Below are 18391 nucleotides of genomic sequence, written 5' to 3'. Positions count from 1 at the left end.
GGATCCATGGACGATGAGCCGCAGCCGATGGAGTTCGTGCGTACGAGTCTGAGAGGTGCGCGGTTCGTGGAGGTCGACCTGAGCGGCGCGGTGATGCGGGCCGTCGACGTCGCTGGCATGGAGATCGACGCGCCCTGGCTGCTGGGTAACGGAGATGCCTTGCTGGTCAACGGGATCGACGTCGCACCGTATGTCGACGCCGAGCTCGACCGCCTCTTCCCCGGGCGGGCGTTGCGACGTGCTGACGACCCGGAGGGGCTGCGCTCGGCGTGGGCCGCCGTCGAGAGCGCGTGGGCGGCGACCCTGGAGCGGGTCGCTGCGATGCCACCCGGCACCGTCGACGAGTCGGTGGGCGGCGAGTGGTCCTTCGCGCAGACGCTGCGGCACCTGGTGATGGCCACCGACACGTGGCTCGGGCGGGCGATCCTGCAGGTCGAGCAGCCCTACCACCCCCTCGGTCAGCCGAACGACGAGTACGAGCTCGACGGCTACGACATGTCCGTCTTCGCCACCGAGACCCCTACGTATGCCGAGGTGCTCGCGGTCCGCGCCGACCGGGTCGCCATGGTGCGGGACTTCGTGGCCGGCGTCGACGAGGCCGCGCTCGCTGCCCCTCGCCAGAACCCGTGGGCCCCGCAGCACCCCGAGACCGTGCTGTCCTGCCTGCAGGTCATTCTCACGGAGGAGTGGGAGCACCACCGCTACGCCGTGCGCGACCTCGACGCCATCGACTCGGCCCGACAGCGGGGAGCGTGAGGTCGCCATAGCGATCCCGAACCGTTCCGTCGCAGGGGAGGGCGCGGGGGCGCCATACCTCTGGCCCAGTCCTAGGCAGATCCCCGGGGCGAGGGGGCGGCCCACGGGCTAGCGTGGCGGCGGCCATCGCCGGGCGGTCCGTCCCGGTGCCCCCCGACGAGAGGCCCGCGTGAGCACAGCAGCCACCACCCCCGCTCGCCCCGACCTGCGACGCGACGCCAGTGCCTCCGCCGTGGTCGCCGGCTTCATCGCCGTCGCGATCTCGTATGCCGGCCCGCTGCTCGTCGTGCTCGAGGCAGCACGGGCGGGTGGGCTGTCGCCGCAGCTCACCCCCTCCTGGGTGTGGGCGATCTCGGTGGGCTCGGGGCTGGTGTGCCTCGTCATGTCCTGGGTGACGAAGCAGCCGGTCATGGTGGCCTGGTCGATCCCCGGCGCGGCGCTGCTCATCACGTCGCTCGGCGTCTACCGGTTCTCGGACGCGGTGGGGGCCTATGTCGTGTGCGGGGTGGCGTCCGTGGTCCTCGGGGCGACCGGGCTGATCGGGCGGCTGCTCCAGCTGGTCCCGCGCCCGATCACGGCGGCGGTGCTGGCGGGCGTGCTGTTCCCGTTCGCACTCAAGGTGGCGGCGGCGGTGGCGGGGCAGCCGATCGTGGCGGGCGGCCTGGTGCTCGGCTATCTCATGGGGCGGCGCTGGCAGCCGCGGTACGCCGTCTTCCTGGCGCTCGCGGTCGGGGGCGTGCTCGCGGTCGTGACGGGGCAGACGCAGGCGATGGCGGTGCGTCTCGCGCTGACGACGCCGACGTGGACGACCCCGACGTGGTCCTGGGAGGCGATCCTCGGGATCGCGCTGCCGCTGCTCATCGTGACGGCGGTGGGGCAGAACGCCCCCGGTCTGATCGTCATGCACAACAGCGGGTATGACGCCGACGACCGCCTGCTGCTCGGCGTCAGCGGGGTCGCCTCGGTGGCGGCGGCGCCCTTCGGCTCGCACGCGCTCAACATGGCGGCCGTGACGGCGGCCATCGCCACGTCGGAGGAGTCGCACCCGGATCGCGATCGCCGCTACGTCGCGGGGATGGCGTGCGGGGTGTTCTACGTGCTCGGTGGGTTCGCGGCGACGACGATCGTGTCGTTGTTCTCGGCGATCCCGGCGGGGATGCTGACGGCGCTCGCCGGGGTGGCGCTGCTGTCGCCGCTGCAGGCCTCCATCTACGACACCATGCACGAGGGTGACCACCACCGCAGCGTCACCGAGGCCGTCCTGATCACCCTCGCGGTCACGGCCTCGGGGGTGCAGGCGCTGGGGGTCGTGTCGGCCTTCTGGGGGCTGGTGGCCGGGGTGGTGGCCTATGCCATCCTCCGCCCGCGCCCCCGGTAGGGTCTGGGCATGAGTGAGCAGCACGACGCCGTCGAGGTCATCCGCGCCAAGCGCGACCAGCAGGTCCTGACCGACAGCCAGATCGACTGGGTGATCGACGCCTACACGCGGGGGGCGGTGGCCGACGAGCAGATGTCGGCCCTGGCCATGGCGATCCTGCTCAACGGCATGACCCGCGAGGAGATCTCGCGCTGGACCTCCGCGATGATCGCGAGCGGGGAGCGGATGGACTTCTCCACGCTGAGCCGCCCCACCGCCGACAAGCACTCGACCGGCGGGGTGGGGGACAAGATCACCCTCCCGCTGGCGCCCCTGGTGGCGGCCTGCGGGGTGGCGGTGCCGCAGCTGTCAGGGCGCGGGCTCGGTCACACCGGGGGGACGCTCGACAAGCTGGAGTCCGTCCGCGGCTGGCAGGCCGGGTTGTCCAACGACGCCATGCTGCGCCAGCTCGAGGACGTCGGCGCCGTGATCTGCGCTGCCGGCTCGGGCCTCGCCCCCGCCGACAAGAAGCTCTACGCCCTGCGCGACGTCACCGGCACCGTCGAGGCCATCCCGCTCATCGCCAGCTCGATCATGTCCAAGAAGATTGCCGAGGGCACCGGCGCGCTGGTCCTCGACGTCAAGGTCGGGTCCGGCGCCTTCATGAAGACCGTGGACGACGCCCGCGAGCTCGCCCGCACCATGGTCGATCTCGGGACGGACGCCGGCGTCACCACGGTCGCGCTGCTCACCGACATGTCGACGCCGCTCGGTCTCACGGCCGGCAACGCGCTGGAGGTGCGGGAGTCCGTCGAGGTGCTCGCCGGTGGCGGTCCCGCCGATGTCGTCGAGCTGACGATCGCGCTGGCGCGCGAGATGCTCGCTGCCGCAGGTCGATCCGATGTCGACCCCGCCGACGCGCTGGCCGATGGCCGCGCGATGGACGTATGGCGCCGCATGATCGCCGCCCAGGGTGGCGACCCGGACGCCGAGCTGCCCACGGCCACAGAGCAGCACGTCATCACGGCGCCCGAGAGCGGGGTGCTGCAGTCCCTCGACGCGTATGCCGTGGGCGTCGCCGCCTGGCGTCTCGGCGCCGGACGCGCCCGCAAGGAGGACCCGGTCCAGGCGGGCGCGGGCGTCGAGATCCACGCCAAGCCCGGCGATCCCGTGACGCAGGGGCAGCCGCTGCTGACGTTGCACACGGACACCCCCGAGCGGTTCGAGCGGGCCGTGGCCTCCCTCGAGGGTGCGTGGTCGATCGGGGAGGGGCAGCCCGAGCGCCCAGACGTCGTGATGGAACGGATCGCCTGACGCCCGCCCCCTTCCGCCGCGATTGGTCACCAATCGAGATTTGGACCGTTCAAACCACCCCGATTTCCACGATTGGTCACCAATCGCGGAGCGATGGAGGAGAACAGATGACCCACGTCGAGTGGCTGGACCTGCCGCACCTGCGGGCGCGGCGCAGCGCCAAGTGGACCCTCTACGACCGCGACGTCCTGCCGATGCCGGTCGCCGAGATGGACTGCCTGCTGGCGTCGCCCGTCGCCGAGGCGCTGAATCACGCTGTGGCGCTGGGTGACACGGGCTACCCGAGCTTCGGGCGGGGGCTGCAGGAGGCGTTCGCGGGCTTCGCGGGGCGACGGTGGTCCTGGGGCGTGGACGCCGACCAGGTGACGCTGTGCGCCGACGTGTCGGTGGGGATGATGGCCGCGATCTCGGCGCTGCTGTCGCCGGGGGACACCTTCGTCATCATGCCGCCGGTCTACCCGCCGTTCTTCCGCTGGGGTGGCGAGACGGGCATGCGTACCGTGGAAGTCCCGCTGCTGCAGTCCGACTCGTGCTACGCGCTGGACCTCGAGGGCATCGAGCGCGAGCTGCGGGCGGGCGCCAAGGCCGTGCTGCTGTGCAACCCGCACAACCCCGTCGGCTGGGTGCACACCCGCGAGTCCCTCACGGCGCTGGCCGATCTCGTGTCCGGTTACGACGCGGTCGTGCTGAGCGACGAGATCCACGCCCCGCTGACGCTGCCGGGCCACACGTTCACGCCATACCTCACCGTCTCGGACGCGGCCCGCGCGCACGGGGTCGCGGTGCACGCGGCCTCCAAGGCCTGGAACCTCGCCGGCCTCAAGGCGGCCCTGATCGTCTCGGCGTCGGACGCCATGCGGGACAGGATGACTCGCGGGCTTCCCTACGAAACGCCCTGGCACGCAGGGCAGCTCGGCTACCTGGCGTCGGAGGCCGCCTACCTGCAAGGCGACCCGTGGCTCGACGCGCTGGTGACCGACCTCGCCGCCCACCACCAGCAGGTGCGCGACGGCCTGCCCGCCGGGGCGCGGATCGCGGTGCCGGCGCAGGCGACCTTCCTGTCCTGGATCGACGCGAGCGGCCTCGGCCTGGGCCAGGACCCGGCGGCGCGGCTGCTGGCGGACGCGCGCCTGGCCGTGGGGATCGGCCGCGAGTTCGGCGCGGCGTGGGCCGACCACATCCGTCTCAACGTCGGCACCGGCCCCGAGGTCATCGCCGAGGGCCTTCGTCGCCTCGGCTCAGCCGTCTCCTGACCAGCCGTATGCCGCCCGCCAACGACCGTCATGACGTCAGGCTGCGACCGTTGGTCGTGTCCGACGCCACTGTCCTGGCGTCGTGGGGCGCGGACCGGGAGTTCTGCGAGGCGGCCGAGTGGAGAGGGGAGCTCACGGTCGACCAGCACGAGGAGCGGTGGCGCACCAGGATTGTCGACGGCTGGGGCGCGGACCTGATCAGGTTGGGCGCCGACGCGCACGGGACCCTGGTGGGCTACGTCGACCTCCACGGCAGCGACGTGGGTCGGCGCGAGCTTGGTTACTTGGTCGGTGGCCGTGAGCGGTGGGGTCAAGGGCTCGGTGGGGCGGTCGCCCGGGCCGGTCTCGACCACGCCTTCCAGGGACTGGGCCTCCTCGAGGCCTGGGCCGAGGCGGTCGACGCCAACCCCGCGTCCGTGCGCATCCTCCAGGGCCTCGGGATGAGCGAGACGGGCAGGGGAGAGGATCATGTCTACTGCGGGATCCCCTCCCGCTACCGACGGTTCGCCATCACCGCGGACCGCTGGCACGGCCTCCACCGCGACAAGGAGACCCCATGAGCGACCGGACGACCGGCAAGGTGCTGGCGGTGCTGATCTGCCTGATCGTGCTGGTGCCGCTGGCGATCATGAGCGTGTGGCAACCGGTGAGGATCGGGTTGCCGGCCCTGGTCTTCGTGCTGACGGGCGTGGTCGTCCTCGCGATGAACGCCCGCAAGCCCAAGCGCTGACCTCGGGCTGCCGGCGGCTACAGACATTGCGTCAAGCGCCGGCGCCCGGCCTGCTGGGTAGGCTCGCTGCATGCCCGAGCTGATCACCGATCCCGTCCGCATCCCCGTCCCCGGCGGCAAGATCATCGACGAGCACGTCGGCGCCGCGTCCACCCGCGATCGGACGATCTCGGTCGCTCGCATGGAGGCGCCCGCGGGCTGGTCCGAGCCCTACCAGACGCCGGACTTCGACGAGGTCACGGTGGTGCTGGGCGGTGAGGTCATCGTCGACCACGACGGTGGCCCCACCAGCGTCCTCGCAGGTCAGAGCGTCGTGACGCGCGCCGGCGAGCGGATCCGCTATCGGGTGGGCCCGGAGGGGGCGACATACCTGGCGGTCTGCACTCCGGCCTTCACCCCGGAGGGCGTGCACCGCGACGAGGGCTGACGTCAGCGCTGCTTCTTGCGGGCGTCGCCCCGCCGGATGTACTCGAAGGCGATGCCCATCGCGATGCCGAAGCCGATCCCCGGGGTCGTGACCCTGTCCTCCCAGGAGGTCAGCATCCGGATCAGCAGCGTGATCACGACCCAGGCGACCATCATGATCGCGCCGTAGACGCAGGCGCGGATCCAGCTGAACTCGGTGGCGGGGGTCGTGGCGTCGACCTTGTTCATGTCCATGCCTCGATCCCATCGCACCCGTCGTCGGAGTGTCACCCCCCTTCAGGCTGATTTGGGGTCCGGCCCAGGGCGAAGGCCAGGACCCGCCGGGGGTAGCAGAATCAGCCTGCTGAACGACGGCCGGTCGATCCCTCTACCCCCGGTAGGGTCGGGAGGGTGACCAGTCAAGACAGCAGCCCCTCGGCATACGACATCGACCCTGTGGTGGCGCAGGCCCCCAAGGTGCTGCTGCACGAGCACCTGGACGGTGGGCTGCGGCCGGCGACGGTGCTCGAGCTCGCCCACGAGACGGGGTATGCCGGACTGCCCGCAGACGACGCCGCCGGCCTCGCGCGGTGGTTCCGGGAGAGCGCGGACAGCGGTTCGCTCGTCAGATACCTCGAGACCTTCGAGCACACGGTCGGGGTCATGCAGACGCCCGAGGCGCTGCGCCGGGTGGCCTGCGAGGAGGTGCTGGACCTGGCGCGCGACGGCGTGGTCTACGCCGAGATCCGTTATGCCCCAGAGCTGCACCTCGAGCGGGACCTGACCCTCGAGGAGGTCGTCGAGGCCGTCAACGAGGGCTTCCGGGAGGGTGAGGCGCTGGCCCGCGAGGAGGGGCGCCAGATCCGCGTCACCGCGCTGCTGACCGCGATGCGTCACGCCGCGATGAGCCGCGAGATCGCCGAGCTCGCCGTGGCCTTCCGCGACCAGGAGGTCAGCGGCTTCGACATCGCGGGGGCCGAGGCGGGCTACCCGCCCACCCGGCACCTCGACGCCTTCCAGTACCTCGCCCGGGAGAACGCCCACTTCACCATCCACGCCGGCGAGGCCTTCGGGCTGCCGTCGATCCAGGAGGCGCTGACCTGGTGCGGCGCCGACCGGCTCGGGCACGGCGTGCGCATCGTCGACGACATCACCGTCGACGGCACCCCCGTCCCCGAGTGGATGGCCATGCACGACCGGCTCCCCGCGGTCGACCAGGTGCAGCTCGGGCTGCTCGCGGCCTACGTGCGCGACAAGCGCGTGCCGCTCGAGATGTGCCCCAGCAGCAACGTCCAGACCGGCGCGTCGGCCAGCATCGCGCTGCACCCGATCACGCTGCTCAAGGACCTGAGGTTCCGGGTGACGATCAACACCGACAACCGGCTGATGAGCGACACCAGCATGGGCAAGGAGATGACGCTGCTGGTCCGCGACGCGGGCTGGACCGTCTCGGACCTGCGGTGGGCGACGATCAACGCGATGAAGTCGTCCTTCCTCCACTTCGACGAGCGGCTCGCGCTCATCGACGAGGTGATCAAGCCGGCATACGCCCAGCTGGTCTGACCAGGCCGTATGCCGGTCCCCCCGGCATGCCCGGCCGGTGTCCCGAGACCCGGCTCAGACGTGGCTCAGACGTGGGGCAGGACCCGGTGCCGGGTGGCGGCGTCGCGGGAGAGCCGCTGCGCGTCGCGGCGGCCCCGCTCGGCGACGACCGCCTGCAGCAGCGCCTCGGGGTGCGTGCCCGGCGGTGGCTGCGGCATGACCTGCTGCGCCACGGTGGCCGCCAGCTCCGCGGCGATGCGGGCGCGAGGCCCGGGCTCGAGCCCTTCGCGGCGGTGCAGGAACTGCCGGGTGGCCAGCGCCACCGTGTCGGACAGCGGCGCGATGTCGGCGCCCGCGGCCCAGGCGGCGAGCTCGGGGACGGGCGGCACCGGGGGAGGCAGCTGCAGGCGGAGGCGGTCGCGGACGGCATACGTGCCTGCCGCGAGATCACCGAGCCTCTTGCCACGCGCGGTGAGCACCACGGCGCAGAACGCGACCGCGCCGCTCGTGCCCCAGATCTCCAGCACCCCGACCAGCGCCCGCGTCAGGCACTGCCGGAACGCGACCGGCCCGCCGTCGTCGCGCACGATGCACGTGCCGGTGGCGAGCCGGCCCAGCGACCGGCCGCGCGTAAGGGTCTCGACGGCGGCGGGGAGGATCACGAGGACCGTGACGACGGTGGTGAGGACCAGCGCCGCTCCGGCCGCCTCGTCGAGGCCGCCCCGCACCCCGCCGAACGCCATCGACAGCCCCAGGAGCAGTAGGCCACCCACCGCGACGTCGATCGCGCCGGACAGCACACGCAGCCCCGGGCCCGCGGCGGGCACCCGCAGCGCCACGGCGTCACCGGTGACGAGGTCGTCCTCGCCCACGCCGATGGTGGGGCGCGCTGACCTGGGCGGCTGCATGACCGGCAGCCTAGCGGGCGGGCCCGGCGGGGGCGGCTAGGGTGGCGTCGTGGACCTGGACGCCTACGTCGCGGCCCACCGGGGGGAGTGGGACGAGCTCGACGCGCTGACGCGTCGGTCGCGGCTCTCCGCGGAGGAGGCCGACCGCCTGCTCGACCTCTACCAGCGGGTCGGCACGCACCTCGCCGTCGTGCGCACGAGCGCGCCCGATCCCGCTGTCGTGCAATGGCTCTCGGGGGTGCTGGCGCGCGCTCGACGACGGGCCTCGGGGACCCGGACCGGCTCGGCGCGGGACATCGCGCGCTTCTTCGGCGAGACCTTCCCCGCGACGCTGTACCACCTGCGCTGGTGGTGGCTGACGACGACGATGGTGAGCCTGCTCGTGGCGCTGGGGGCCGGGTGGTGGTTCTACCAGAACCCCACGCTGGAGAACTCCCTGATGAGCCCCGCCGAGGTCGCGAGGTACGTCAACACGGACTTCGAGCACTACTACTCCGAGCACGCGGCCACGAGCTTCGCGGCGCGCGTGTGGACCAACAACGCCTGGATCGCCGCCCAGTGCATCGCGATGGGTGTGCTCGGCGTCCCCGTGGTCTACGTCCTGCTGCAGAACGTCGTCAGCGTCGGCGTCATCGGCGCGCTCATGGTGCGTCACGGGCGGGGCGCGTTGTTCTTCGGTCTGATCCTGCCGCACGGGCTGCTCGAGCTGACGGCGGTGTTCGTGGCGGCGGGGGTGGGGCTGCGGCTCTTCTGGTCGTGGGTCGAGCCGGGACCCAGGACCCGTATGGCGTCCCTCGCCGCCGCCGGCCGCACCACCGTCGGGGTGGCGATGGGCCTGGTGGTGGTGCTGCTCGTGTCGGGGATCCTCGAGGCGTTCGTGACGCCGTCGGGGCTGCCGACCTGGGCGCGGATCGCGATCGGGGTGCTGGCCGAGGCGGCGTTCTTCGCGTACATCTTCGTGGTGGGGCGACGGGCGGCCCGGCGTGGCGTGACGGGTGACGTGGACGCCGCGGACCGCGAGGACGAGGCCGTCGCGACCCTCTGACCCGCCCTCCGGCCCCACCCCGTCCCGGCGTCCTGCGCCAGCCCCGGCGTCCCGCCCCCGTCCCCTCCCCGGCGCGATTGGTCACCAATCACGTTTTCCGGGCCGTGATGAACGATCCAAGACGTCATTGGTGACCAATCACGCTTTCCAGGGCGTGATGAACGATCCACAACGTCGTTGGTGACCAATGGCGCGGGGCAGGGTGGTGCGTCGGGCGCCATACGGGCCGTGTCAGCGAGGCGCCGGGCCCAGGACTCGCCGGCGGTAGGTGCATCAGCCTGGGGAACGAAGGCCGGTCGATGCCTCTGCCGGCGGGGGGTCAGAGGAGGCCGCGGGACTTGAGCGTGAGGTAGTGGTCGGCCAGGGCCGGCGCCAGGGCGTCCGGCGGCGCGTCCACCACCGTCACGCCCAGCCCGGCCAGCGCGTCGGCGGTCCGGGCCCGCAGGGTCCGCGTGCGTTCGGCCGCAGCCGCGCGGTAGGCGTCGTCGGTGGTGCGGCGGGCGGTCGCCATACGGTCCAGCTCGGGGTCGGCGCACGAGGCGATGCACACGCGCTGCCGCCGGGTCAGCTGCGGCAGCACCGGCAGCAGGGACTCGGCGACGGCGGCGGGCTCGAGGGGCGTGAGGAGCACCACGAGCGACGGGCGGCGGGCCTGCCGGGCCACCGCGGCGGCCAGCGCCTGCCAGTCGGCCTCGACGATGGCGGGCTGCACGGTCGCGAGGGCGTCGGACATCGCGGCGAGCATCTCGGGGCGGGCCACCGCCGCCAGCTGGGTCCGCACGACGCGGTCGCCCGCGACGAGGTCGACGTGGTCGCCTGCGTGCGCGGCCAGGGCCGTGAGCAGCAACGACGCCTCGATGGCGGCGTCCAGGCGGGTCGTGTCGTCGACCCGCCCCGCCGAGAGGCGCGAGGTGTCGACGACGAGGGTGACGCGGCGGTCGCGCTCGGGCCGCCAGGTCCGCACGACCAGCTCGCTGCGCCGCGCCGAGGCGCGCCAGTCGATCGAGCGGACGTCGTCGCCCTCGACGTACTCGCGCAGGGAGTCGAACTCCGTCCCCTGCCCCCGCACCCGCACCGCGGACCGACCGTCGATCTGCCGCAGCCGCGCGAGCCGGCTCGGCAGGTGCCGCCGCGAGTGGAAGGGCGGCAGCACCCGCACCGTCCCCGGCACGTCCACCGACGCCTGGCGCCCGGCCAGCCGCAGCGGGCCGAGGGTGCGGACCGTGACGAGGTCCGTATGCCGGTCCCCGCGCCGCACCGGCGTCAGCGAGGTCTCGACCTGCACCGATGCTCCAGGGGCGACCGAGATCCGGTGCCGCTCGCCGCTGGTCCGGGCCGACGGCTGCCAGGCGTCCCGCAGCACACCGCGAGCCGTGCGGCGCGAGGGGTTGTGCACCTGCAGCCGCGTCGTGGTCGTCGCCTCGGCGCGGATGGTCCCGACGTGGTCGCGGGTGAGCACGAGCCGTCGCGGGGACGCGGCGAGCAGCGCGTCGACCACGCACACGACCACCACGAGCACCAGCCACAGCGTGGCCGTGAGCGGCTCGGGGCGCAGCAGCACCGGCACCACGCCCAGCAGGGCGAGCACCACGGCGCGGCCGGTGAGGATCATCGGGCGCGGGTCATCGGGGGACGGGCACGGCGTCGAGGGCGGTCTGCAGGACGGCACCCACGGACACGCCCTCGAGCTCGGCCTCGGGCTGCAGCGACAGCCGGTGCGCGAGGGTGGCGTGGGCGAGGGTCTTGACGTCGTCGGGCGTCACGAAGTCGCGCCCGTTGAGCCACGCCCACGCCCGCGAGGTCGCGAGGAGAGCCGTCGCGCCGCGCGGCGACGCGCCCAGCGACAGGGAGGGGGCGGTGCGGGTGGCGCGGCAGACGTCGACGACGTAGGCGACGACCTCGGGGGCGACGCCGACGGTCCGCACGGCCGCGGCCCCGGCGAGCAGGTCGGTCCCCGACGCCACCGGCCGCACCCCAGCGCCGGCGAGGTCGCGAGGGTCGAAGCCGTGCGCGTGCCGCGAGATCACCTCGATCTCCTGGTCGCGCGGCGGCACCGGCAGCACCACCTTGAGCAGGAACCGGTCGAGCTGGGCCTCCGGCAGGGGATAGGTCCCTTCGTACTCGACCGGGTTCTGCGTCGCCGCGACGAGGAACGGCTCGGGCAGCGGCCGTGACGTGCCGTCGACGGTCACCTGCCGCTCCTCCATCGCCTCGAGCAGCGCCGCCTGCGTCTTGGGCGGGGTGCGGTTGATCTCGTCAGCCAGCAGCAGGTTGGTGAAGACCGGCCCCGGCCGGAACTCGAACTCCGTCGTGCGGGCGTCGAAGATCATCGACCCGGTCACGTCGCCCGGCATCAGGTCCGGGGTGAACTGCACGCGCCGCGTGTCGATGTCCAGCGCGGTGGCGAGCGAGCGCACGAGCAGGGTCTTGGCGACGCCGGGCACGCCCTCGAGCAGCACGTGCCCGCGGCTGAGCAGGCCGATGAGCAGCCCGGTCACGGCGGCGTCCTGCCCGACGACGGCCTTGGCCACCTCGGAGCGCACGGCCTGCAGGGCCTCGCGGGCGCTGGTGTGGTCGGTCATGGGTGGCGTACCTCTTCCTCGAGCTGGGCCAGGTCGGCCGCGGTCGCGGCCAGGTCGGCGTCGGTGGTCGGGTCGGGTCCGGCGAGCAGGTCCCGTATGCCGTCGCGCTCGCGCCCCGTGGCCTGGGCCACGGCCGCGACGACGGCCTCGGCGTCGGCGCCCACGGGGAGCCCGAGCCGGGCGGCGAGGCGGCGCCTGGTGGCGTCGCGCAGGGCGGCGGCGGCGTGACCGCGCCCCGCGGCCCGGCGGTAGAGACGGCCGCGGGCCACGGCGGTCTCGGAGGCTCGCACCACGACGGGGAGTGGCTCCACGGCGAGGCGGCCCAGGCGTCGGCCGCGCCACCACATGGTGAGGGCGACGGCGCCGCCGAGCAGGAGCAGCAGCGGCATGAACCACGGTGGGGCGATGGGGGGTTCGCCGCGCGGGATGTCGCCCTCGGCGATGTCGGCATACGTGGGCGCGAACCACACGAGGTGACGCTCGCTGCCGAGCAGGCGCAGCGCGAGGGCGGCGTCGTCCTCCTCGGTCACGGTGCCGTTGGTGATGATCAGGGCGGGCGCGAGGAGGTCGGTGCGGGGCTGGCCGTGCGCGGCGGGGATGGTCAGCAGGGCGTGGCCCTCTCCGACGGGGTAGCAGCCGCCGGCGCCGGTCAGCGTCCACGAGCGCCCGAGGTCGGTGACGTCCTCGGGACCGTCGCCGTCCTCGCCCGGCCCGCTGCCCGGGAAGGGCGGCAGGCGTGAGGGTTCCTTGGCGGCCGCGGCGACCTGCGCGGGGGTCATCAGCGCGTATCCCGAGCCGAGCGGGGACAGGGACGGCGAGGCTGCGGCGACGCGGTCGGTGCAGCCCGGGCCCCCGGGCTCGTCGCCGCGTGGCCGCGTCAGCGTCACGGGCAGGTCGAGGTCGTGCAGCGCGCTGCGGCCGAGCCCGAGCAGCACGAGCCGGCCGGCGTCGACCCTGCGCTCGCTCACCGCTCGCATCGCCTCGGCCGTGACGGCGCCCGTCTCCGAGACCACCAGGGTCGTGTCGGCGTCCACCCGGGCGTCGTCCAGGTCGGCCCGGGTGCGCACCACGTCGACCTCGACGCCCTGCCGCCTCAGGACCTCCGCAACCGCCTTGGCGCCCTTGTCTCCCGCGGCGTCCGGGTCCAGGGGCAGGCCCTCGCCCTGCGGCAGGCTGCGCCAGACGGCCACGGCGAGCAGCACCAGCAGCACCAGGCCGAGGCCCACCCGGGTGCGGCGACCGGGGGTGCGACGGTCACGCTCGCGCGGCCCCACGATCACGTCCAGGCTCATCGGGCCCCCTGCAGCTCGGAGGCCAGGGCCAGCGTGTCGGCGGCGTCCTGGGCCGTGGTCCGCTGCGGCTCGTCCGCGCCGGGGACCGGGCCGTCGGGATGCCCGTAGCACGCCGCATCGAAGACCAGGGCGCAGCGGCGGGCGCGCTCGGCATACGACGGCAGGGCGTGGGCGGCAGCCCGACCGACCTCCTGGGCGGTGCGCCCGGGGGCGTCATGGACGACGTCCCGGTCGTCGAGCCCGACCACGAGCGCCCGGAACCCCGCCACCACCGCCCGGTCGTGGGCGCCCTGGTCCAGGTGGGCCCGCGCCTCGGCGAGGTAGTCCACCGCCGACCGCGTCGGGTCGGTCAGGCCCCCGGCCCGGCGGCGGCGCTCCTGCACCACGGACCGCAGGTCCCACAGCTTCCACACGAGCAGGGCGAGCAGCAGGAGCAGCACCGCGACGAGCACCACGAGGCCGATGCCGGACGGGGCGCCCGGTGCGCCGGAGAAGAGGTCGTCGAACCACCGCAGGACGATGTCGAGCAGCGACGGGTGGGGGTATCCGGGGCGGGCCAGCTCCTGCTCCAGCAGCCGACGCGCCTCGTCCGACCCCGGCTCGACGGGGACCGAGGAGACGGGCAGGGGCAGACCGCCCGCACCGGGCACGCCGTCAGCGCTCCTGGCTCGCTCGCCGGTCCACGGCCCGCGCCAGCTCGACGTCCAGGCCCTCGCGGCGGATGCGCTGGTCGATGTAGAGCAGCGTGCTCACGGTCGAGGTGATCGGCGTCGTGACGGCGCCGACGAGGATCTGTGCCAGGGCGTAGATCACGGCCAGGACGACGAGGCTCGAGGTCATGCCCTGGGGGCTCGTCGTGCTCGTGGCGAACACGGCGACCATGCCGATCATCATCAGCGGGAGCATGAGGGCAAGGCTGGCGAAGCCGACGACGAGGGAGGTGAGGAGCTGGATGCCGAACAGCCGCCAGAAGGCGCCTCGGCTCAGCGCCCAGCTGCGCCTCAGCGCCGCGACGACACCGATGCGCTCCAGGACCAGCGCGGACGCGGCGAGCCCCAGCCGGACGAAGACGAAGAGGAGGACGGGCCCCAGCACCAGCGCGCCGACGACGACCATGGCGCCGTCGATCTGGGCGAGGGCGAAGAGGAGCAGCAGCGCCAGACCCACCCCACCCACCCACAGCAGGGTCGTGACCAGCACGTAGAGCAGGCACCGGCCGATCTGCGCACGCACCTCGCGCCAGGCCTCCCCGAGGGTGGCACGCTCGCCGATGACGGCGCGGGACACGACGACGCACAGCACCAGCGTCGCGACCTGCGCGAGGAGGCTGGAGGGCACCTGGAGCAGGTTGACGACGAGGTTGGGGCCGCCACCGTTGTCGGGGGCGGTGAGGCTGCCGAGCCGGTCCAGCCCGCCGCTGAGCAGCCACCCGACGAACGGGATGACGAGCACCACCCCGATGAGCTGCAGGATCAGGGACACCCCGATGGTGCCGCGGGGGTTGAACCGCAGGATCTTGAAGCCGGCCCCGAGCATGTCGCCGAGCTGCAGCGGCCGCAGCGGCACGATGCCCGGGCTGGCGACCATCGCCATCGAGGGATACGCGCCCGGTGGGGGTGCCTGGCCGTATGCCGGACCGTGCCCGTATCCGGGGGCCGGGGCGTACCCCGGGTGCTGGGCGTACCCCGGGTGCTGGGCGTACCCGGTCTGCTGGGCGTACCCCGGCTGAGGGGCGGGCGGAGGGGCGTCGCCGGTGGGGTCGTAGGGCGGCTGCGGTGGGGGTGGCAGCGGGGTGCTACCCCCGTGGTGCTCCCCGTCGCCGCGGCCCGGTGCCGCCCACTGGTCGTTGGTCATGCTGCCCCCTCGAAGCGTCCCCACCCGTGCTCGCCGACACGGTATCAGCGCAGGTCCGCGGCACGTCGCCGGGCGTCCCCAGGCGTGATCGGCGTGGCGCCGAGGGCGACCTGGTGGGCCACGATGTCGCGCTGGGCGCGTCGCAGCACCAGCCCGCGGCGCACCAGCGTCAGCGGCGGCTTGCGGCGCTCCTTGAGGTCGCGCGCGAGCCGGAGGGCGAAGGTGACCCACGGGGTACGGCATACGCACCAGGCCTGCGCGAGCAGGCCCCCGTCGCGCAGCGCCCCCACGAGCTCGGCCGCGAAGATCCCCTCCGCCACCACGAACCGCCCGGGCGGCAACGTGATCCGCACGCCCGGCACCCGCCGGGACGCGCCGATGTCGTAGCCCGGCACGTCGACCTGCCCGTCGCGGCACAGCGTCGCCAGGGCCGCGAGCGCGGCCTGCGCGTCCCAGGAGCGGGGGTCGTCCCAGTCGGGGATGCCGAGCTCGCCCTGCAGCGGCAGCCGGGGGTCGTCGCCGTCGAGGTAGAAGTCGTCGAGCCGCAGCGTGGGCCAGCCCAGCTCGTGGCGCAGCCAGTCGGCGAGCCGGGACTTGCCGGCGCCGCTGGGCCCGCACACCACGACCACCCGCGCGAGGTCTCCTCGCCCCGTGCCTCCTCGCCCCGTGCCTGCCGGTCCCGAGGCTGCCGCTCGCGTGCGTTCGCGCCGTATGCCGCTGCCGCCGTCCTGCGGGGCTGCCGTCTCCGGGTCGGTCACAGCGCCGTCAGCGCGGCCATGTCGCGGCGGATCGACGCGAGGCGCGCGGCCGTGACCTCACGAGCCCGCGCGAGATCGCTCGGGCCGCGGACGGGTTCGACGGCCTCGAGGTAGACCTTGACCTTGGGCTCGGTGCCCGACGGCCGCACGATGACCCGGCTGCCGTCGGCGAGGTGGTAGCGCAGCCCGTCGGTGGGCGGCAGCCCACCGGCGCCGGCGGCCAGGTCGTCGAGCCGTTCCACGGGGGACCCGGCGATGGTCTCGGGGCGTTCGGCGCGCAGCCGCTCCATCAGGGCGGGCATCAGCGCGAGGTCGCGGACGCGCACCGAGAAGGCGTCGGTCGCGTGCACGCCGTGAGCGACGGCGAGGTCGTCGAGGACGTCGAGCAGGGTGCGGCCCGTCGCCTTGAGGCGGGCGACCAGCTCGACGAGCAGCACCGCCGCGGACACGCCGTCCTTGTCCTGCACGGCGTCCGGGGCGACGCAGTAGCCGAGCGCCTCCTCGTAGCCGTAGGCCAGGCCGGGCACCCGGGCGATCCACTTGAAGCCGGTCAGCGTCTCCTCGTGCGGCAGCCCGGCCGCGGCGGCCATGGCGGCGAGCAGCCGCGAGGAGACGATGGAGCTGGCGAGCACCCGGCGCGACGTGTCCGGCCGGGCAGCGGGGCCGGAGAGGCGCTCGATGACGGCGTGCCCGAGCAGCGCGCCGAGCTCGTCGCCCCGCAGCATCCGCCACGTGCCGTGGTCGTCGACCGCGGCGGCGCACCGGTCGGCGTCGGGGTCGTTGGCGACCACCACGTCGGGGTGCACCTCGGCCGCGAGGGCCAGGGCCGCGTCGATGGCGCCGGGCTCCTCGGGGTTGGGGAAGGTCACCGTCGGGAACGCCGGGTCGGGCTGCTCCTGGCTCGAGACCGCCTGCGGCGCAGGGAGTCCCGCGCGCTCGAAGGTCAGCCGCAGCGTCTCGGAACCCACCCCGTGCAGGGCCGTGTGGACGACGGTCACGTCGCGCGGGGCGTCGGGGGAGAAGACGGCGGCGGCGCGGTCGACATACGCCTCCAGCAGCTCGTCGCCCAGGGTGTCCCAGCCGTCGTCGGCCATCGGGACCGACGCCACCGACCCGACCGCGGCGATGTGCGCGGCGATCTGCGCGTCGACCGGCGGCACGATCTGCGAGCCGTCCCCGAGGTAGACCTTGTAGCCGTTGTCCTGCGGCGGGTTGTGGCTGGCGGTCACCATGACGCCGGCGTCCGCCCCCAGGTGCCGTATGGCGAACGCGAGCACCGGCGTCGGCAGCGGCCGGGGCAGCACCATGGCCGACCCGCCGGCGGCCTCGACGACCGCTGCGGTGTCGCGCGCGAAGACGTCGGAGTTGTGGCGGGCGTCGTAGCCGATGACGACGGCGGGGTCGGGTCGGCCGCCCTCGGCCTGCAGGTAGGCGACGAGCCCGGCGGCGGCGCGGATGACGACGGCGCGGTTCATGCGGCGCGGGCCCGCGCCGAGCGCTCCGCGCAGCCCGGCGGTCCCGAACTCCAGCATCCCGGCGAACCGGTCCGCGAGGTCGGCGCGCGCCGTCTCGCCGTGGTCCCCGCCCGCCGCGGCAGCCTCGATCAGGGCGTCCAGCTCGGCGCGGGTGGCCGGGTCCGGGTCGTCGTCGCGCCAGGCGCGGGCCGCTGCGAGCAGCTCGTCGGTGGCGGGTCCGGAGGTCGAGCCGGCGGCGGGGGAGGTGGGCGGGGTCGGCATACGGCTCAGTCCTCGGTGGCGATGCGGGTGACGACGTCGGCGAGCAGGCGCCCGCACCGGGCGGCCGCGGCCTGACCGGCCTCGATGACCTCCTGGTGGGACAGGGCCTGGTCGCTGGTGCCGGCGGCGGGGTTGGTGACCAGGGAGATGCCGAGGATCTCCAGGCCGGCGTGGCGGGCGGCGATCGCCTCGAGCGTCGTGGACATCCCGACCAGGTCGCCGCCGAGGGTGCCGGCCATCCGGACCTCGGCGGGCGTCTCGTAGTGCGGCCCGCGGAACTGGACGTAGACGCCCTCGTCGAGGCCGGGGTCCACCTCGCGGGCGATGGCGCGCAGCCGCGAGCTGTAGAGGTCGGTGAGGTCGACGAAGGTCGCCCCCTCGAGGGGGGAGGCGGCGGTGAGGTTGAGGTGGTCGCTGATGAGCACCGGTGTCCCGGCAGGCCACTGGGGGCGCAGCCCGCCGCAGCCGTTGGTGAGCACCACCTGGGCGCACCCCGCCGCCGCGGCGGTGCGGACGCCGTGCACGACCGCCCGCACGCCCTTGCCCTCGTAGAAGTGGGTGCGGGTGCCGTAGACCAGGGCCCGGCGGTCCGTGTCGCCCAGCTGCACCGACCGGATCGTGCCGCTGTGGCCCACCACCGCGGCGCGGGAGAAGCCGGGCACGTCGGCGTTGTCGATCACGGTGCGGGTCTCGCCGATCAGGTCGGCGGCACCGCCCCACCCGGAGCCGAGGACCAGCGCGACGTCGTGCCGCTCGACGCCGGTGCGCTCGGCGATGACCGCGGCGGCCGCCCGAGCCACCTCGAAGGGGTCGACGTCGGGGTCGTTCAGGTCCATGCGGGTCTCGCTCATGGGCTCAC

At 74.0% G+C, this 18391-nt stretch carries 19 protein-coding genes; 9 read left to right on the top strand and 10 right to left on the bottom strand.

What is annotated here, in order from left to right; translation table 11 throughout:
- Positions 1-6: 6 nt before the first annotated feature.
- The 7 genes from ADJ73_RS16135 (at position 7) to ADJ73_RS16110 (ending at position 5837) form a co-directional block, all read left to right on the top strand.
- Positions 7-756 carry a DinB family protein gene (locus tag ADJ73_RS16135; RefSeq protein WP_050349119.1) on the top strand — a complete coding sequence of 250 codons (750 nt, stop codon included), beginning with the start codon at positions 7-9 and terminating at the stop codon, positions 754-756.
- Positions 757-925: 169 nt separating this feature from the next.
- Positions 926-2134: a benzoate/H(+) symporter BenE family transporter gene (locus ADJ73_RS16130; RefSeq protein WP_050349118.1), complete on the top strand. Its 1209-nt coding sequence runs from the start codon at positions 926-928 to the stop codon at positions 2132-2134.
- A 9-nt stretch (positions 2135-2143) separates the two neighbouring features.
- Complete coding sequence (locus tag ADJ73_RS16125; protein ID WP_050349117.1) at positions 2144-3427, top strand: thymidine phosphorylase; 1284 nt, start codon at positions 2144-2146, stop codon at positions 3425-3427.
- A gap of 107 nt (positions 3428-3534) precedes the next feature.
- The gene (locus ADJ73_RS16120; protein WP_050349116.1) at positions 3535-4680 is read left to right on the top strand and encodes a MalY/PatB family protein; all 1146 of its coding nucleotides are present in this window, start codon (positions 3535-3537) and stop codon (positions 4678-4680) included.
- Positions 4681-4736: 56 nt separating this feature from the next.
- The gene (locus ADJ73_RS16115) at positions 4737-5240 is read left to right on the top strand and encodes a GNAT family N-acetyltransferase (protein ID WP_050349115.1); all 504 of its coding nucleotides are present in this window, start codon (positions 4737-4739) and stop codon (positions 5238-5240) included.
- Positions 5237-5410: a hypothetical protein gene (locus tag ADJ73_RS17095; protein WP_156188271.1), complete on the top strand. Its 174-nt coding sequence runs from the start codon at positions 5237-5239 to the stop codon at positions 5408-5410. The genes ADJ73_RS16115 and ADJ73_RS17095 overlap by 4 nt, the downstream gene beginning before the upstream one ends.
- A 70-nt stretch (positions 5411-5480) precedes the next feature.
- Positions 5481-5837 (top strand): cupin domain-containing protein, encoded by a 357-nt coding sequence (locus ADJ73_RS16110; protein WP_050349114.1) that lies wholly within the window; start codon positions 5481-5483, stop codon positions 5835-5837.
- 2 nt (positions 5838-5839) lie between these two features.
- On the opposite strand, the gene ADJ73_RS16105 is transcribed toward ADJ73_RS16110, so the two are convergent.
- Entirely contained in the window at positions 5840-6070 is a 231-nt protein-coding gene (locus ADJ73_RS16105) for a hypothetical protein (protein WP_050349113.1), read from the bottom strand.
- Positions 6071-6226: 156 nt separating this feature from the next.
- Between ADJ73_RS16105 and ADJ73_RS16100 the strand changes: the two genes are divergently transcribed.
- Complete coding sequence (locus ADJ73_RS16100; RefSeq protein ID WP_172669740.1) at positions 6227-7378, top strand: adenosine deaminase; 1152 nt, start codon at positions 6227-6229, stop codon at positions 7376-7378.
- Positions 7379-7443: 65 nt separating this feature from the next.
- On the opposite strand, the gene ADJ73_RS16095 is transcribed toward ADJ73_RS16100, so the two are convergent.
- Positions 7444-8265 (bottom strand): RDD family protein, encoded by an 822-nt coding sequence (locus tag ADJ73_RS16095; protein ID WP_050349112.1) that lies wholly within the window; start codon positions 8263-8265, stop codon positions 7444-7446.
- A 49-nt stretch (positions 8266-8314) separates the two neighbouring features.
- Here ADJ73_RS16095 and ADJ73_RS16090 point away from each other — a divergent pair, with 49 nt between their 5' ends.
- Positions 8315-9310, top strand: a complete 996-nt coding sequence (locus ADJ73_RS16090) for a stage II sporulation protein M (RefSeq protein ID WP_050349111.1) — start codon at positions 8315-8317, stop codon at positions 9308-9310.
- A 319-nt stretch (positions 9311-9629) separates the two neighbouring features.
- On the opposite strand, the gene ADJ73_RS16085 is transcribed toward ADJ73_RS16090, so the two are convergent.
- The 8 genes from ADJ73_RS16085 to ADJ73_RS16050 form a co-directional block, all read right to left on the bottom strand.
- A complete protein-coding gene (locus ADJ73_RS16085) occupies positions 9630-10922 on the bottom strand; it encodes a DUF58 domain-containing protein (protein ID WP_050349110.1) in 1293 nt (430 codons plus the stop codon).
- Positions 10923-10932: 10 nt separating this feature from the next.
- A complete protein-coding gene (locus ADJ73_RS16080) occupies positions 10933-11892 on the bottom strand; it encodes an AAA family ATPase (protein WP_050349109.1) in 960 nt (319 codons plus the stop codon).
- A complete protein-coding gene (locus tag ADJ73_RS16075; protein ID WP_156188270.1) occupies positions 11889-13184 on the bottom strand; it encodes a DUF4350 domain-containing protein in 1296 nt (431 codons plus the stop codon). Before ADJ73_RS16075 ends, ADJ73_RS16080 begins: the two co-directional genes overlap by 4 nt.
- Positions 13181-13834 (bottom strand): DUF4129 domain-containing protein, encoded by a 654-nt coding sequence (locus ADJ73_RS16070; protein ID WP_050349107.1) that lies wholly within the window; start codon positions 13832-13834, stop codon positions 13181-13183. The genes ADJ73_RS16075 and ADJ73_RS16070 overlap by 4 nt, the downstream gene beginning before the upstream one ends.
- A 4-nt stretch (positions 13835-13838) precedes the next feature.
- Positions 13839-14777, bottom strand: a complete 939-nt coding sequence (locus tag ADJ73_RS16065; RefSeq protein WP_156188269.1) for a hypothetical protein — start codon at positions 14775-14777, stop codon at positions 13839-13841.
- A 305-nt stretch (positions 14778-15082) separates the two neighbouring features.
- Positions 15083-15796, bottom strand: a complete 714-nt coding sequence (locus tag ADJ73_RS16060) for an ATP-binding protein (RefSeq protein ID WP_253272615.1) — start codon at positions 15794-15796, stop codon at positions 15083-15085.
- Positions 15793-17532 carry a phospho-sugar mutase gene (locus tag ADJ73_RS16055; RefSeq protein ID WP_050349105.1) on the bottom strand — a complete coding sequence of 580 codons (1740 nt, stop codon included), beginning with the start codon at positions 17530-17532 and terminating at the stop codon, positions 15793-15795. Before ADJ73_RS16055 ends, ADJ73_RS16060 begins: the two co-directional genes overlap by 4 nt.
- A 5-nt stretch (positions 17533-17537) precedes the next feature.
- On the bottom strand, positions 17538-18383 hold the full coding sequence (locus tag ADJ73_RS16050) for a purine-nucleoside phosphorylase (RefSeq protein WP_050349104.1): 846 nt from the start codon (positions 18381-18383) through the stop codon (positions 17538-17540).
- Positions 18384-18391: the final 8 nt, after the last annotated feature.

This window comes from Arsenicicoccus sp. oral taxon 190 (genome assembly GCF_001189535.1).
Lineage (GTDB): Bacteria > Actinomycetota > Actinomycetes > Actinomycetales > Dermatophilaceae > Arsenicicoccus.
Note: the sequence above shows the minus strand (reverse complement) of the source record. Positions and strands in the feature narration are given on the sequence as shown.